This is a genomic window from Pseudomonas sp. B611 (assembly GCF_055407965.1).
Genome location: NZ_JBUZST010000020.1, coordinates 1 through 16,790 on the forward strand (window position 1 = coordinate 1; position 16,790 = coordinate 16,790).

Consider the following 16,790-nt stretch of genomic DNA (forward strand, 5'->3'; position numbering starts at 1 on the left):
GCCGTCGCCATCGTAGCCTCGCTAAAGCTCGACAACTCCCACATCGTGACCTGTTAACCCGCTCAAAGGTGGGAGCTGGCTTGCCTGCGAAGGCGGCGGTACAGGCGACATTTCTATCGACCATGCCGCCGCAATCGTAGCCTCGCTAAAGCTCGACAACTCCCACATCGTGACCTTTGAACCCGCTCAAAGGTGGGAGCTGCCTTGCCTGCGAAGGCGGCGGCACAGGCGACATCTCTATCGACCATGCCGCCGCCTTCGTAGCCTCGCTAAAGCTCGACAACTCCCACATATTGATTTGTGCACCCGCTCAAATGTGGGAGCTGGCTTGCCTGCGAAGGCGGCGGCACAGGCGACATCTTTATCGACCATGCCGCCGACATCGTAGCCTCGCTAGAGCTCGACAACTCCCACATAGTGACTTGTGAACCCGCTCAAATGTGGGAGCTGGCTTGCCTGCGAAGGCGGCGGCACAGGCGACATCTTTATCGACCATGCCGCCGCCATCGTAGCCTCGCTAAAGCTCGACAACTCCCATATCGTGACCTGTGAACCCGCTCAAAGGTGGGAGCTGGCTTGCCTGCGATAGCAATCTGTCAGTCAGTACATTGTTGACTGAACCACCGCTATCGCAGGCAAGCCAGCTCCCACAGTTTTTTCAGCGGTGGGTCAGGGGTTATTGCTGCCAGGCCGCGGGGTTTACCAGGTTCTTCGGCCTTTCCCCGGCCAACGCCTGCAGCAGGTTGTCCACCGCACACTTGGCCATCGCCTCTCGTGTCTCATGGGTGGCCGAGCCGATATGTGGCGTCGCCACCACGTTGTTCAAACGCAGCAACGGTGAGTCGTGACTCAGCGGCTCACGCTCGAATACATCCAGCCCCGCCGCACGAATCGTGCGCTGTTGCAACGCCTCCACCAGCGCCGCTTCGTCCACCACCTTGCCCCGCGAGATGTTGATAAAGAGCGTCTCCGGGCCCATCAGCGCAAACTCTTCGGCGCCAATCAGTTTTTCTGTTTCGGCCGTCAGCGGCAACGTGAGGCAGACAAAATCGGCCTGTTGCAGAAGGTCAGGCAAGCTGCGGTACTGCGCACCAAAGCGCTGTTCCACCAACGGTTTGGGCGAATGGCTGTGGTAGATCACCGGCATGCCAAAGCCAAAATGCCCGCGTTGGGCCAGGGCTTCACCGATGCGGCCCATGCCGATGATGCCCAGGGTCTTGCCGTGCACATCGCTGCCGAAGTGCGCGGGGCCGATGTTTTTGTTCCACTGCCCGGCGCGCACCATGTCGGCCAGTTCAACCACGCGGCGGGCGGTGGCGAGGATCAGCGCAAAGCCGGTGTCGGCGGTGGTTTCGGTGAGCACGTCGGGGGTGTTGCTGAGCAGGATGCCGCGCGCGGTCAGGTAGTCGATGTCGTAGTTGTCGACGCCTACCGACACGCTGGCCACCGCTTCCAGCTGCGGCGCCAGGTCGAGCAGTTGGGCATCCAGGCGCAAGCTGGCACCGAGCAGGCCGTGGGCGCCCGGCAGCGCATCGCGCAGCTGGGCCAGGCCGCTGGCGTCCAGCGCTTCGATCAGGGTGACGTCCGCCTGTTCATGCAGGCGCGCCATCAGCGGTGTGGAGAGTTTTTTGTACAACACAACGGACTTTTTCATGCGGTCTTTACCTTCAAATCCAGGGTTGGTGCCGGCGCGCGGTCGCTGGCGCCGGGCTTGAGGAAAATCGTCAACACCACCGACAGCAGCAGCGCGCCGCTCATCAGCAGGTACGAAGCACCGGGCGAGCCGGTGCTGCTATTGAGGTAACCCACCAGGTACGAACCGCCGAACGAACCGAGGGCGCCCATGCTATTGATCAGCGCCATGGCGCCGCCGGCGACGTTGGCTGGCAGGATCTCGGGGACGATGGCAAAAAATGGACCGTAGGGCGCATACATACAGGCCCCGGCAATCACCAACAGGGTGTAGGACCACCAGAAGTGTTCGGCACCCAGAGCGTAGGAGCCATAGAACGCGACGGACGCGATCAGCAGCGGCGGCCAGACAAACCGTTTACGTTTTTGCAGCTTGTCCGAGCCCCACGACACCACCAACATCCCAATCACCGCCGCCAGGTATGGCAGCGCCGACAGCCAGCCGGCCTCGACCATGTCCATCTGCAGCCCGGCCTTGAGGATCGACGGCAGCCACAGTACAAAGCCATACACGCCGATGCTCCAGCAGAAGAACTGCAGCGCGAGAATGATCACCTTGGGCGAACGGAACGCTTCGCCATAGTTCTTCACGGCCTTGATGCCCACCTGTTCGGCGGCGAGGGCGGCTTCCAGGCTGTGCTTTTCGCTGTCGCTGAGCCACTTCGCGTCTTTTGGCCGCTCATCGGCCAGGCGCCACCAGATAAACGCCCACAGCACGGCGGGCAAACCTTCGATGATAAACATCCAGCGCCAGCTGAAATGCTGCACCAGGTAGCCCGACACCACCGACATCCACAGCATGGTCACCGGGTTGCCGAGGATCAGGAAGGTGTTGGCGCGCGAGCGTTCGGCACGGGTGAACCAATGGCACAGGTACACCAGCATCGCCGGCATCACCGCAGCTTCGACCACGCCAAGCATGAAGCGAATCACGATCAGCATGTAGGCGTTGGACACCACGCCGGTCAGCGTGGCCAAGCCGCCCCAGAGGATCAGGCTGACAAAGATCAGCTTCTTCACGCTGCGCTTCTGAGCGTAGATCGCCCCCGGTACCTGGAAGAAAAAGTAACCAAGGAAAAACAGCGCCCCCAGCAACGACGACATGCCGGGGGTGATCATCAGGTCTTCGGCCATCCCGGAGGCGGCGGCGAAGCCGTAGTTGGCGCGGTCCAGATAGGCCAGGCTGTAGGTGATAAAAACGATGGGCATGATGTACCACCAACGGCGGGTGGCGAGTTTCACGGTTTCCATGGGGTTGCTCCTGAGCTTGTTGTAGTTGTGGCAACAGGTAGTGGGTTAGGCAACGGCTTGTACGGGTAACTCCAGGCGGGTAGGCAAACCTTCCATATCGCCGCGACTCTGTACGGCACGGCTGCCGATCCAGTTGCCGCGCTGCACGGCCGCGGGGAAGCTGAGGTTTTCCAGGAGGGCGCTGATCATGCCCACGGCAAAACCGTCGCCGGCGCCCACGGTGTCGACGACTTTGGCCACGGGCACGGCGGCGATAAACCCTTGGTCCAGGTGCGTGCGGTAGTAAGCGCCGTCCGCGCCGAGCTTGATGGCCACGGCTTCGGCGCCACGGTCGAGGTAGAACGCGGCGATATCGGCCGGGTCATCGAAACCGGTCAGCAGGCGGCCTTCACCCAGGCCCGGCAAGACCCAGTCGGCGAGGCTGGCGAGGGCGTTGATCTCGCGGACCATCTGCGCCTGGCTGGCCCACAGCGCCGGGCGCAGGTTGGGGTCGAACGACACGCTGCGCCCGGCGTTGCGCATTTGTGTCATCAGTTCCACCGACAGCTCGCGGGTCGCCTCGGACAGCGCGGGCGGAATCCCGGTGGCGTGCAGGTGACGGGCGTTGAGCAAGGTTGGGCTGATCGCCGCAACCGACAGGTGACTGGCCGCCGAGCCCTTGCGGAAGTACTCCACCTGCGGGTCGGCGCCGGCTTCTTCGCGGGACTTGAACTGGAAGCCGGTCGGATGCAGGGGATCAACGGCCACGTGCGTGCAATCCAGCCCTTCGTTTTGCAGCGTGTCCACCACAAAACGCCCGAGAGAGTCATTGCCCACGCGGCTCAGCCACGCCACCTTGAAACCCAGGCGCGACAGGCCAATGGCGACATTGCTGTCGGCACCGGCAATGCGCTTGTGGAACTGCGCGACCTGGGCCAGATCGCCGGTTTGCTCGGCGACGAACATCGCCATGGTTTCGCCAAACGAGAGGATATCGATCTCAGACATGGGCGTTCTCCGCACGCGGTTGGCCAAGGTGGGCGAGGGCGGTGACCTGCTGCGCGGTGACCGCGATCAGGTCGTCGCCCTGCAACGGAAATTCCACCGCCCGGGTAATCCCTTGAGTCATGTGCTTGAGCAATTGTTCCCACAGGTGCAGGTCGGTGGCGCCGGGCGGCAGAGCGACGAGTTTGCCGTCCGGGCGGCGGGCCACGGCCTTGCAGTGCAGGTAATCCACATGCCGGCCGAGCAGGCGCGCGGCGGTGAGGGCGGATTGGTCCTGCCACTGCCAGTTGCCGATGTCGAAGGTCATCTTGATCGGCAAGCCCAGGCGTTCGACCTCGGTAAAGAAACGCTGCATCGGCTCGATGCGCCCACCGTGCAGGGTCTGGTCATTTTCCACCAGCAACCGGACCGGATGGCGGTTGAGCAGGGCGTGCAGGCTGTCCAGGTCATTGGTGTCGGTGAAGTAGCCGAGGGAGACTTTCAGCCAGCGCGCACCGAAGGCCTGGGCGCGGTCGAGGGTGGCGGCGAGCTCGGCGTTGGGCTGGGCGCGGCCGGCGACCCACAGTTCCAGAGGCGAAGAGAACACCGATTGCAAGTCATGCTGCGCGGCGGCCTGGGCCAGTTCGGCGGGGTGTTCGTGGGTCAGCAGCTCTTCACGCCATTCGATGCGCTGGGCACCGGCGGCGGCGAGCAGTGCGACAAAACTCAATTGGCCCTGCTGGCGGACCAGGTCGGCGCCGTAGCTGGAAAGGCTGATGGAGACGGGGTATTTATGCATTGTTGTTTACCTCTGAAACCGGTTTCATTTTTAAGCGCAATTCAAAAAAGTGGGAGCTGGCTTGCCTGCGATAGCGGTGGCTCAGTCAATCCTTGCTTGGCTGACCCACCGCTATCGCAGGCAAGCCAGCTCCCACAATGGATTGTGTTGAGCCTCGGATAATCAGTCGGGGCAGGAAATCCTGGGTGCGCGTCGGCTCGGTATCGCCGCGCAGGCGCTTGAGCAGGCACTCGAAGGCGCTGGCGCCGATGGCTTCGGTGGGCTGGGCGAGGGCAGTGATGCCATTCCCTACCAGCGGATACCAATCCAGATCATCCAGGGCGATCAGGCCAACGTCGTCGAACAGGTTGCAGCCCAGGTGTTTGAGCGCGCGGGTGCAGGCCAACGCGGCGACGCCGTTGGCACAGAACAGTGCCTTGGGGCCAGGTTTGGCGAGGAAGGCTTGCAGGTGTTTCTCCAGTTCGCCGTCCAGTTCCACGACAGCGCCGGTCAGCTGCGGGCGAGCGGCAATCTCGCCCTTGAAGCTGTGCAACCGCTCCAACCGCGAACTGGTGCCATCGGTGGCTTCGCTCACCAGCAGCACGTCGCGATAACCCTGTTGCTCCAGATGCTCAACGGCCATGCGCACCGCCGCCGGGTTGTCCAACCCCACCAAGTCGCTGTGCAGCGGCGCGAGCTTGCGATCCACCAGCACCAGGGGCATTTCCCGTTGCAGTTCCAGCAATTGGTCGAGGTGATGGCCGAGGGTGTTCACGATCAGCCCTTCGATGTTGTACGAACGCAGCGCGGCTAGGTGCTGGCGTTCCTGTTCGTCATCGCGGTCGGTGTTGCACACCACCAGGCTGTAGCCGTGCTGGCGGCAGGCGGTTTCGACGCCGTGCATCACGGCGATGGAATAGGGGTTGCGGATATCGGCGACGAGCATACCGATCAGGCGTGTGCGCCCACGTTTGAGGCCACGGGCCATTTGGTTGGGACGGTAGCCAAGTTGCTCGATGGCTTGCTCGATGCGCAGAGCGATGGCATCGGAGAGCAGGGCGCGATCGTCGCCGATAAAACGCGAGACGCTGGCTTTGGACACGCCGGCGTGTTGGGCCACGTCGAGCATGGTCACGCGGCTGCGCTGGGCGGCGGAAAATGAAGTCACGGTTTGGCCTTTCTTATTGTTGGAGTTCGGGTTGCACTGAAACCGGTTTCAGAAAACACCAGCCATCGTTTGCAGTCAAGAGAAAGTTCGTTGGATAACACGGCGTTCTGGTTGATGAGTCCGACGGGCGGTAACCCCACCTGTTAGTTATGACAGTATCAGGGGGGGGCTGTCTGGGTGTTCAATCGGCATCAGATAAATCGCATAGCAGCTTTAAATGTATTGGGTGTAGGGCTAACAGGAGGCCGCTATGAGCAAGCCAAAACCCATTAAATCAAAGCCCACCAAAGCAGGGGCCAGCAAAGCAAAGGGGGGTAACGTTGTTGCTGGTTCTGGGGCAGTCCTGGCTTTCGATGGTCCCCGGGTAGTTCATGCGCTGTCAGACGGATTAGTGCCTGCACAGTACTATTTCAATAACCTTGCGTGCGAAATCGTAACACCATGGACCTTTCTGCCCGGCAATGGAGAGACTCATTACGTCATACCCGTGTGGGATGACCACAGCGCGGCACCCGTCGACGTGCTACCTGCCCTGCGACTGGATGGTCCGCTGACCCCTGCCGACTTTCCTATTCCGTTTGATATTCCCCAGACTTACTTGCTGATCAGTGCGAATGTCGATCTCTCTTTCCGGATCCATCTCGACTCGCCAACCTCGCCAAATTTCGACACGTCTGACCCCACGCTGCTCAGGATAGATCGGATTGCGCCTGGGGTTGGAGGGCCGCTGCTACCGGCGATTTTTCCGGTTGATCCGCTCACTGACGCTTACTTGGGCATGACGCCATTGGTGCCCATGCAAGTCCCTGGAGCTTATGTGGGCCGTGAGATTGGCGATGAAATACTGATGTATTTTTCGGATATGAACGCGCTACCGACGGGTGCGCCTACGGTGATTTCTCCGCCGCTGGTGAGTGCCACTGGGTCAATAATCGTGCAAGTCCCCAATACGGTTTTCCAGAACTTCCCTGGCGCCCCTTTTATTTTTTGCTTTTATCGACTGAGGGATCGGGCCGGCAATCTCAACCCAGAGTTTTCCCTGGTCGCGCAGGCCGCGCTGGAGGTGGGACTGCCCGCCCCGACTTACCCGCGGCCGCATTTTCCGCAGACTGATTCTGAGCCCATAGCGAATCCAAACCGATATATGACGTGCGCCTGTACACCAAAAATCTGGTTCGGCGTCGAGATTCGCATTGACCCGAGTGCAGGGCCGGGTTCGGGTATCCAGCATGGGGACCTGGTTGTGATGCGCTTTCAAGGTTATCGCCAGGCCCCTGACGTGGACCCACTTCCAGACATCGCCGATACCCAAAGTCACATTTGGGACTCGGTAGCGGACGCCTTGGGTTACTCCTTCTGGATTCTTGATGTTGAGCGTCTGATCCGCCCGCTCAAGGAAAGGGCGGGAGGGGAGGCGAGTTACAGGGTGTACAGGGGGGGATTAATGATTGGCCGGTCTGGCTCCCGGTTCGCACGGTTTGACCGCGTAGTGCCGTCGACGCCACCCACTCGCTATTGCTGGATACACGGCAATGCGCCTGAGCCCTGACCCTGGGCGCAGATGCACAGCATCCTATGGGTAAAGCGTTATCGGGGCGCCGAGGCAGATTTCACCGCAAGCACTAAGTGTTTTGGCTATGCCGCACATGAAGCGGTAGGGAGATGTATTGCCGGGAAATGAGTTCGTCCTCGGTATGTCCCAGGCGGATAAGTGGTTTTTTTGAAAGAAACCTACATTGAACGAACGTGGAGATCATCAAAAATGAGCAGCAATCCGAATGTGCCATTGGCCCCCCTGGCAGCCCCAGCGGCCCCCACTATCGTGGGTGCCCTTGATGATGCTACCGGACTGATTCTGGCCAGTAATGCGACGGCCCCCCTCACCGTACGATGCAAAACGGGCGATTTTTCAGATTTCGATGATTTTTTCGTCGTCGAAATGGCGGACGCTACACAACCACTGTTGGTCTGGGCTCCAGTGACAGCGCCGATTCAACTGAGCGCGACCCCTATCCCCATCCCTGACAGGTTCGAAATCACCGTGCCCGCTCCACCAGGTGGTTTCCGGCATGGTTTCTATCGGCTACGTAGCGTTCAGTACCTCAACATCAGTGGTGTTCCGGCAGCGACGGGAGAACACTCGGAGCCTGGGAATTTTACCGTTGACCTGCTTTCGCCGTATTCCGATCCCTCCTTTCGAGATCAGCCCGATGCAGTAGGATGGCCCGCAACGCTTCCCGTTGGTGCGGTGATCGACAACGCATATTTGGTCATGCATGGCGGGGTGGAGTTCGTTATTCCTGATAACACCTTCGTGCCTGTCCCAGGCAGGTGGCAGGCCGGTGACTTCATTACCTTCTACTGGAGCCCGGTGATGTTCCCGCGCCCAGCGGACATCGTCAGCCCCCCCGGTGGGATTCCAATGATGCAGACAGGCAATACGTTTTTCCTACCGGCAGCAATGATTGATTTGAGTGGGGACTACTACGCGTTCTACACCCTCACAGACCGGGCGGGAAACGTCAGTCGTCCTTCATTCATCGAAACTCGGCGCGTTGCTTTGATCGACGATCCAGACCGTGGCACCCCATTTCTTCCTTTAGCGCCTGCGCCCGAGGGCGGTAGCCCAGACGATTTGATCAATATTGCAGACTACCTGAGGGATCCTGAGGTAGTGGTCAGGCTTTATAACAACCACGCGCCCGCGCTTGATCGCCTGGAGATACAGTGGGATACGCAACCTTATGGCCCATTGGGCATGCCATTCACGTCGTTCCCGCAGACATTCAACGGCATGCAGACAGCAATCAGGGACGCTTATACCCAAACCACGGTTGGGCCGCAGTCGGTGCCTGTGCGCTATCGGATTTCGCGCAACGGGGCCTTGTTCCCCTCTTTCGACAAAACCATTCAGCTCGATTTGTCGGTAGGGGGGGCGGTCAACCCTGGTTTGCCGGGTACACCCAACATCAACCTTAACGAGCCCCATGTATTCGGGGCCGGTTCGACGACCCCGGATGTGCTGCTGCCTGCCCATGCTGATCAACAGGTACGCGTGGACATCGTCTTGTGGACCGTTGCAGTGGCGCCGCATCCGGGGCTGTCGATCATCTTTCTCTGGGAGGATGAGCGGGTTGGACCGTTCCCTATCGGTACTGCGGCGGGGGGCAGTACGTTCTCGTTCAGTATCGATTGGGCCGTGGTTGCCCGTCATGGCAACGACCTGAAGACCATCAAATATCTGGTCCTCGACCCGGCGACAACCAACGAAAACGAGTCGCCATCCACCACGGTCGATGTACAGGACGCCGTCGTCGTGGAGTTGGCGAAAGCGCAGTATATCGCTGCGAACGCGACTCGTTGGTTCTGCTCGGACTTGAAAACTCGGACGCCCGGGACGCCCCCTGTGCTGTTTGGTGAGGTTTATGTGCCAGGCGATCCACGGATGGCCCTCGGCGTGTCACTGACATTGACGTTGAGTCTTGACAATACATATCCAGGCCTGCCAGCGGATCCGGACCCGGTTACGAAGACTCACCTAAGCTTGACCCAAAACGACATCAACAACGGAATCACGTTCGAAATTGACTACATGCCGGACCTGGCCCAGGCCCCGAGGGGCACTATCGTGGCGACCTATGAAACGGTTTTGAGCAATGGAGTGACTGGCCATGGTGAACCGTCGGACATACGGAGCACGCTGGCGAACACCCACTTCTTCTGCGATGGGACCAATATTCCCTCACCTTGATCGAGCCTGAAAAAGAATAGGGGAGCGTAGCTCCCCTTTTTTGCGCAAGCATTTCCCCCGCCCTGGCTGCTGCCGGTTCACTCACCTCAATAAGATTAGTCCTACAGAGCTTGGGATGTTTGGTACGTACTCTTTGCGCCGCACAGGTAAGGCTCCATTCCTTGGGAACGAGCCTAACCGTTTTCATCGGCTCCACCCCCAGAGAGTGAACGACCATGTACGTACCCGCCAACTTCAAGCTCAAGCCCCTGAGCGCGATGATGAAAGTCCCGACCATGACCCTGCTTATGTTTGCAGCGGTTCATGGGGCTGCCCACGCCGATCAGCTGATTGGCGAACCAAAGACCATTGACTCCAGTGAGCCGTCCAAAGACTGGCAACTGGATCATAAGTCCGAACTGACCCTTAACGGCGCCACTGCACAGACTATCTTGTCCAATGATTCGGCGTTGATCGTGAACGCCGGCAGTCGAGTGAATGACATCCGCGCTACGCAAGGCTCGACCGTCAGCCTCACGGGCGCACATGTAGAGTCGCGCAACCCGTCGTTTGGTGCCGTGCGCCTGGATGACAGCACTGCAACCATCACCGGCAGTACCCTGATCAGCCATACCAATTTCGGCTTGCAGGCGTTCCAGAGTGCCGGTTCGCTTAAAGGCGGGGTTGCCGATGTGTTCAACAGTGTCATCAAAGGCGTTACTGCCGGTGCGCTTGCGCAAGGTAACAGCGAGCTGCACTTCAACCAAAACACCTGGGTTGAAGGCACCGGTGCCGACAGTGCCGGCGTTCGACTGGACAGCGGTGCACTTGTGACCGCCAGCCAAAGCACATTGATCGGTGGCAAGAACGGTGTGCTCATGACGAACCTGTTGAACAGCGCCGAATCCAGCAAGTTGGTGCTGGACAACTCCCACGTCGAAGGCCGCACGGGCTCCGCGATTCTTGTCGAGGGCCGCCCAGGACGCGTTCCGACCGTCGACATCGACGTACGCAATGGTTCGACCTTGACCGGTGGTAACGGCACGCTGCTGGAAGTGAACAGCGGCGCGACTGCCAACATGAATGTCGACAACAGCCGTTTGAACGGCAATGTGATTGTCGAGGATGGCAGCACGGCGCATTTGAGCCTGCAGAACAATGCCGGCATTACCGGCCAGTTGAAGAATGTCACCAGCCTGAACGTGGGCGATGCATCTTTCTGGGAGTTGACCGGCAACAGCCAGGTGGGCGCCTTGAGCCTGGCGGGTGGGACGGTCAAATTTGGCGACACTAACGCCTTTTATCAATTGGACCTGGACAGCCTGGAAGGCAATGGCACCTTTGTCATGGGCACTGATTTTGCCCGTGGCGTTACGGACTTCCTGAACATCGAAGGCGAGGCCAAGGGCAATCACAGCCTGTTGCTCGCGGCCAGCGGTACAGAGCCGGTGAAGCCTGAAGAGATTCGCGTGGTGCACACCGGTGGTGGCGACGCCAACTTTTCCCTGGTGGGCGATGTGGTCGACGTGGGTGCTTTCTCCTACGGTCTGAAGAAGGAAGGCACCGATTGGTTCCTTGATCCCAACAACCGCGTGATCAGCCCAGGCACCCGCTCGGTACTGGCGCTGTTCAACACTGCACCGACCGTCTGGTACGGCGAGGCCACTTCACTGCGTACGCGTATGGGTGAACTGCGATTTGAGCCAGGTCAGGCGGGTGTATGGGTTCGTGGTTATGGCAATAAATACAAGGTGGCCGAGAGCACTGGCGTGGGCTACGACCAAACCCAGCAGGGTTTCACTCTGGGTGCCGACACGCCGCTGGCCGATAGCCAGTGGATGGTGGGTGTGATGGCTGGCCACAGTTCGTCCGACCTGAACCTCAAACGCGGCACTTCCGGTAACGTGAAGAGCTACTACCTGGGTGCCTATGCCACCTGGCTGGATGATGAAAGCGGCCTGTATTTCGACGCCGTTGCCAAGGTCAACCGCTTCCACAACGAGTCCAAGGTCGGTTTGAGCGACGGCACTTCGTCCAAGGGCAAGTACAACAACACCGGTGGTGGCTTGTCGGCTGAATTCGGTCGCAACATCAAGCTGGATGACGGCTTCTTCGTCGAACCGTATGCCCAAGTGTCGACCGTGGTGATCCAGGGCGCCAACTACAACCTGGATAATGGCCTGAAAGCCGACGGCGAACGTACCCGCTCGATCATGGCCAAGGCCGGTGCAACGGTTGGGCGTGATATTCAACTCGACAGTGGCAGCGTGGTCCAGCCTTACCTGCGCGCGGCGATGGTGCACGAGTTTGCCAACAACAATAAGGTGTCGGTGAACAACAATGTGTTCAACAACGACCTGTCCGGCTCGCGTGCCGAGTTCGGCGCAGGCGTCGCGGTGAAACTGTCGAAGAACCTGCAACTGCATGCCGATCTTGAGCACAGCAGCGGCAGTAAAGTTGAACAGCCTTGGGGGGCCAACGTGGGTGTTCGGTACACCTGGTAAACCCCGATCAAAAAAGCCCGTATCGCAAGATACGGGCTTTTTTTTGCTTGTCGGCTCAGGTATGAATGTCGAAGTTGACGACCAAGCTGTGTACAACGCCGCTTGGATTGGTATCGGTGGTAACAACAGCGGAGCCCTGGACCTTGATAAGCTGCGGGAAGATTTGTTGAATGCTCAAGGAGCCGATAACGCCGCGTACCACGTAAGTATCCGTCGCAGTCTTGATCGAGAGCCAGAGTCTGGTAGAGGTGAACTCACTTGTCGTCAAGTCGAACGTCGTGCCGGCCGGCGTGTGGTCCGCAAACTGAATATAGATTTCCCGCACGGTGTCCTGGCCCTCGGTGTTGCGTCCAGTAATACCCAGAATGCGTTGTGAGGGGTCATTAACAATGGTGATGGTTTGGACACTGATTTCCTGGGCATCCAGGAACACCGAGAAGGTTCCCTCTGCCTCACGTGCCCGGGGGAACAATACGCTCTGTTGGTGGGGAGTCAGCGTTGCAGTTTGTGCTGGCATGATTGCGTCTCCATCTTGGATGAATAGGTCAAAAACGCGGGATGGCCGGAGTCTCTGGCTCAACTGACAAATAGCGCTGTGGGCAGCGCTGTTAACTGTCAAAGCCTGCAGGTAGAGCAGGGGCATTTACCTGACTTCATCGATCACTATCTTCGAATCAGCCGCCGTACCGTGGTTTCAATTAGACGCGCTTCCTTGAATAAATCTACTGTCAGATATGACAGTTCAACAGCCCGGTTTTTTACTTCTTCAAGGCCTAAACAGGTGCGTATTGCTCAGCCAAACAACCCAGCCGCAATATTGATCGAGAACCCCAGGATCGCCGTATTGAACAGAAACCCGATCAACGACTGCCCCAATACCACCTTGCGCATGCCCCGCGTGGCCACACCCACATCCGAGGTCTGCACCGCCACGCCGATGGTGAACGAGAAGTACAGGAAGTCCCAGTAATTGGGGGTCGTCAGACCTTCGGCAAAACGCAGCGCCGGTTCCTTGCCGTCCCAGGTGTAATACAACCGCGCGTAATGCACGCTGAAAATCACCCCGATCAGCAACCATGAACCGATCACCGTCAGCCCGGTAAACCCATAGTGCAGCAGGCGCGCGGTGGTCGGCAGGTCTTTGCTGCCGACCAGTTCGAAGGTGATGGTCGCCAGGCTGGCGATGGCCGCGATGCACACCATGAACAGCACCAGCCCGGCGTTCTCATCTTCGACCTCGGCGATGCGTTTGACGTCGGGGGCCTTGGCGCGCATGGTCAGCCACAGCATCAGTACCAGGTAGGTCCAAACGCCGGCGTTCCAGCCGATGAGGATTTTGCTGGTGAGGCTTTCGGCGGGAATCAGGATGCCGACGGCAAGGCCAAGCACGGCGGCGGCGGAAAGGCGAGGGTGGGTGCGGGCGAGGAAGGGCATGGCGGCTCACAACTGACGATGTGTGAGCAGACTGTACAGGATCATGAATGCAGCAACTAACCCCTGTGGGAGCGGGCTTGCTCGCGAAGGCGGTGTGCCAGTCAATGCATCCGGTGACTGACACACCGCCTTCGCGAGCAAGCCCGCTCCCACCAGGGGAACTACGGTGTTCGTGCTATCGAGGTTTTTTCTTCACCAGTTTCATCACCACCACAAAGAACACCGGCACAAACACCACCGCCAGCGTCGCGGTGATCATCCCGCCAATCACCCCCGTACCAATCGCCTGCTGGCTCGCCGAGCTGGCCCCGGTGGCAATCGCCAACGGCACCACGCCGAGGATGAACGCCAGCGAGGTCATGATGATCGGCCGCAAGCGCAGGCGTGCCGCTTTCAACGTCGCGCTGATCAGGTCTTCGCCCTGGTCATACAGGTCCTTGGCAAACTCGATGATCAGAATCGCGTTCTTCGCCGACAGGCCAATGATGGTGATCAAGCCCACCTTGAAGAACACATCGTTGGGCATGCCGCGCAAGCTCACTGCCAACACCGCGCCGAGCACGCCCAGTGGCACCACCAGCAACACCGAGGTCGGGATCGACCAGCTTTCATACAACGCGGCCAGACACAGGAACACGATCAGCAGCGACAGGCCCAGCAGCAGCGGCGCCTGGGCACCGGACAAACGTTCCTGCAACGACAGCCCGGTCCACTCCTGGCCCAAGCCCGCCGGCAACTGGCTGACCAGGCGCTGGATTTCATCCATCGCCTCGCCGGTGCTGTGTCCCGGTGCCGCTTCGCCGCTGATGGCGATGGCCGGGTAGCCGTTATAGCGCGTCAACTGCGCCGGGCCCTGGGTCCACTTGGCTTCGACAAATGCCGACAGCGGCACCATCTTCCCTTCCTTGTTGCGCACATTGATCTTCATCAAGTCCGCCACCTGGCTGCGCTGGTCGCCTTCGGCCTGCACCACCACGCGCTGCATGCGGCCCTGGTTGGGGAAGTCGTTGATGTAGGCCGAACCAATCGCCGAGGACAGCACATTGCCCACATCGGCAAACGACACGCCCAGGGCGTTGGCCTGCTTGCGGTCCACTTCCAGCTGCACCTGCGGCGCTTCGGCCAGGGCGCTTTCACGCACGTTGGCGAGGATCGGGCTTTTTTCGGCGGCCGCGAGCAGCTCGGTACGCGCCGCCATCAATGCGGCATGGCCGACGCCACCACGGTCCTGCAAGCGGAACTCAAAGCCGCTGGAGGTGCCCAGGCCGTCTACCGGCGGCGGCAGGATGGCGTAGGCAATCGCATCCTTGAGCTCGCTGAAGGCGGCGTTGGCGCGGTCGGCAATCGCCATGGCCGAATCCGCGCTGCCCCGCGCCGACCAATCCTTGAGCGTGGTAAACGCCAACGCGGCGTTCTGCCCCGAACCGGAGAAGCTGAAGCCCATGATCATGGTGGTATCGCCCACCCCAGGCTCGCCGGCGTTGTGCGCTTCGATCTGCTCGGCCACCTGCACCGTACGGTTCTTGCTGGCGCCGGGCGGCAGCTGGATATCAGTGATGGTGTAACCCTGGTCTTCCACCGGCAGGAACGAGGAGGGCAGGCGTGTGAACATCCAACCCAGGCCCACCAGCAGCACCAGGTAAATCAGCAGGTAACGGCCGCTGCGCTTGAGGGCGTAGGCCACCCAGCCTTCATAACGGTCGGTGAGCTGCTCGAAGCGCCGGTTGAACCAGCCGAAGAAACCGCCCTTGGCATGGTGCTCGCCCTTGGCAATCGGCTTGAGCAAGGTGGCGCACAGCGCTGGGGTCAAGGTCAGGGCAAGGAACGCCGAGAACAGGATCGAGGTGGCCATCGACAGCGAGAACTGCTGGTAGATCACCCCCACCGAGCCGGCCATGAACGCCATCGGCAGGAACACCGCCACCAGCACCAGGGTGATGCCGACGATGGCGCCAGTGATCTGACCCATGGCTTTACGCGTGGCTTCCTTGGGCGACAAGCCCTCGGTGACCATGATGCGTTCGACGTTTTCCACCACCACAATCGCATCGTCCACCAGGATGCCGATGGCCAGCACCATACCAAACATGGTCAGCACGTTGATCGAGAAACCCAGCAAGAGCATGGTGGCGAAGGTGCCCATCAGCGCAATTGGCACCACCAGCGTCGGGATCAACGTGTAGCGCACGTTCTGCAGGAACAGGAACATCACCGCAAACACCAGCGCCATGGCCTCCAGCAAGGTGTAGACCACCTTGGTGATCGAGACCTTGACGAAGGGCGAGGTGTCGTACGGAATCTTGTACTCCACGTTCGCCGGGAAGTAGCGTGACAGCTCGTCCATCTTCGCCCGCACCAGGGTCGCGGTGTTCAGCGCGTTGGCGCCGGGTGCCAATTGCACGCTGACGGCGGTGGACGGCTTACCGTTCAGGCGTGTGGAGAACTGGTATTCCTGGCTGCCGATTTCCACCCGCGCCACGTCGCCGACGCGCACGGTGGAGCCATCGGGGTTGGCCTTGAGCACGATGTCGGCGAATTCCGCCGGTGTGGACAGCTGGCCTTTGACCAGGATCGCCGCGGTGATTTCCTGGGTTTTTGTACCCGGCAAATCACCGATGCTACCGGCCGAGACCTGGGCGTTTTGCGCGCTGATCGCCGCATTCACATCGGCCGGCGTGAGGTTGAAGCCGATCAGCTTCTGCGGGTCGATCCAGATGCGCATCGCGCGCTCGGCGCCATACAGCTGCGCCTTGCCCACGCCGTCCAGGCGCTTGAGCTCGTTCATCACGTTGCGCGCCAGGTAATCGCTGAGCGCCACGTCATCGAGCTTGCCGTCGTTGGACGTAAGCGTGACCAGCAACAGAAAGCCAGCGGAGACTTTCTCCACCTGCAAACCTTGCTGGGTCACCGCCTGCGGCAGGCGTGGCTCCACGGCCTTGAGGCGGTTTTGCACATCCACCTGAGCCATCTCCGGGTCGGTGCCCGGCTGGAAGGTCGCGGTGATGGTGGCCGAACCGAGGCTGCTCTGGGACTCGAAATACAGCAGGTGATCGGCACCGTTGAGCTCCTGCTCGATCAGGCTGACCACACTCTCATCCAGGGTCTGCGCCGACGCGCCGGGGTACACCGCATAGATTTCGACTTTCGGCGGTGCAACGTTGGGGTACTGCGCCACCGGCAACTGCGGGATGGCCAGCAAGCCCGCCAGCAGGATAAACAGGGCCACCACCCAGGCGAAGATCGGGCGGTCAATAAAGAACTGCGGCATGG

At 60.2% G+C, this 16,790-nt stretch carries 11 protein-coding genes; 3 read left to right on the forward strand and 8 right to left on the reverse strand.

Annotated features, from left to right (window positions below; genetic code table 11):
* Positions 1–676 precede the first annotated feature (676 nt).
* From ACZRMO_RS26120 to ACZRMO_RS26140, 5 genes are all read right to left on the reverse strand, one after another.
* Positions 677–1,654 (reverse strand): 2-hydroxyacid dehydrogenase, encoded by a 978-nt coding sequence (locus ACZRMO_RS26120; RefSeq protein WP_463974745.1) that lies wholly within the window; start codon positions 1,652–1,654, stop codon positions 677–679.
* Complete coding sequence (locus ACZRMO_RS26125; RefSeq protein ID WP_463974746.1) at positions 1,651–2,943, reverse strand: MFS transporter; 1,293 nt, start codon at positions 2,941–2,943, stop codon at positions 1,651–1,653. Before ACZRMO_RS26125 ends, ACZRMO_RS26120 begins: the two co-directional genes overlap by 4 nt.
* Before the next feature lie 45 nt (positions 2,944–2,988).
* The gene (locus ACZRMO_RS26130) at positions 2,989–3,930 is read right to left on the reverse strand and encodes a sugar kinase (RefSeq protein WP_463974747.1); all 942 of its coding nucleotides are present in this window, start codon (positions 3,928–3,930) and stop codon (positions 2,989–2,991) included.
* A complete protein-coding gene (locus ACZRMO_RS26135) occupies positions 3,923–4,705 on the reverse strand; it encodes a sugar phosphate isomerase/epimerase family protein (protein WP_463974748.1) in 783 nt (260 codons plus the stop codon). Before ACZRMO_RS26135 ends, ACZRMO_RS26130 begins: the two co-directional genes overlap by 8 nt.
* Positions 4,706–4,790: 85 nt before the next feature.
* Positions 4,791–5,852: a LacI family DNA-binding transcriptional regulator gene (locus ACZRMO_RS26140; protein ID WP_463974749.1), complete on the reverse strand. Its 1,062-nt coding sequence runs from the start codon at positions 5,850–5,852 to the stop codon at positions 4,791–4,793.
* Between the two features lie 250 nt (positions 5,853–6,102).
* On the opposite strand from ACZRMO_RS26140, the gene ACZRMO_RS26145 reads away from it, so the two are divergent.
* The 3 genes from ACZRMO_RS26145 (at position 6,103) to ACZRMO_RS26155 (ending at position 12,086) form a co-directional block, all read left to right on the forward strand.
* Positions 6,103–7,401 carry a hypothetical protein gene (locus ACZRMO_RS26145; protein ID WP_463974750.1) on the forward strand — a complete coding sequence of 433 codons (1,299 nt, stop codon included), beginning with the start codon at positions 6,103–6,105 and terminating at the stop codon, positions 7,399–7,401.
* A gap of 213 nt (positions 7,402–7,614) precedes the next feature.
* Positions 7,615–9,603, forward strand: coding sequence for a hypothetical protein (locus ACZRMO_RS26150; protein ID WP_463974751.1), 1,989 nt, complete (start codon positions 7,615–7,617; stop codon positions 9,601–9,603).
* A 215-nt stretch (positions 9,604–9,818) separates the two neighbouring features.
* A complete protein-coding gene (locus ACZRMO_RS26155; RefSeq protein WP_463974752.1) occupies positions 9,819–12,086 on the forward strand; it encodes an autotransporter outer membrane beta-barrel domain-containing protein in 2,268 nt (755 codons plus the stop codon).
* A gap of 55 nt (positions 12,087–12,141) precedes the next feature.
* Here ACZRMO_RS26155 and ACZRMO_RS26160 read toward each other — a convergent pair whose 3' ends face one another.
* The 3 genes from ACZRMO_RS26160 to ACZRMO_RS26170 form a co-directional block, all read right to left on the reverse strand.
* Positions 12,142–12,603 (reverse strand): hypothetical protein, encoded by a 462-nt coding sequence (locus tag ACZRMO_RS26160; RefSeq protein WP_463974753.1) that lies wholly within the window; start codon positions 12,601–12,603, stop codon positions 12,142–12,144.
* A 275-nt stretch (positions 12,604–12,878) separates the two neighbouring features.
* The gene (locus tag ACZRMO_RS26165; protein WP_463974754.1) at positions 12,879–13,520 is read right to left on the reverse strand and encodes a DUF1345 domain-containing protein; all 642 of its coding nucleotides are present in this window, start codon (positions 13,518–13,520) and stop codon (positions 12,879–12,881) included.
* Positions 13,521–13,695: 175 nt separating this feature from the next.
* The gene (locus ACZRMO_RS26170; RefSeq protein WP_463974755.1) at positions 13,696–16,788 is read right to left on the reverse strand and encodes a multidrug efflux RND transporter permease subunit; all 3,093 of its coding nucleotides are present in this window, start codon (positions 16,786–16,788) and stop codon (positions 13,696–13,698) included.
* Positions 16,789–16,790 lie beyond the last annotated feature (2 nt).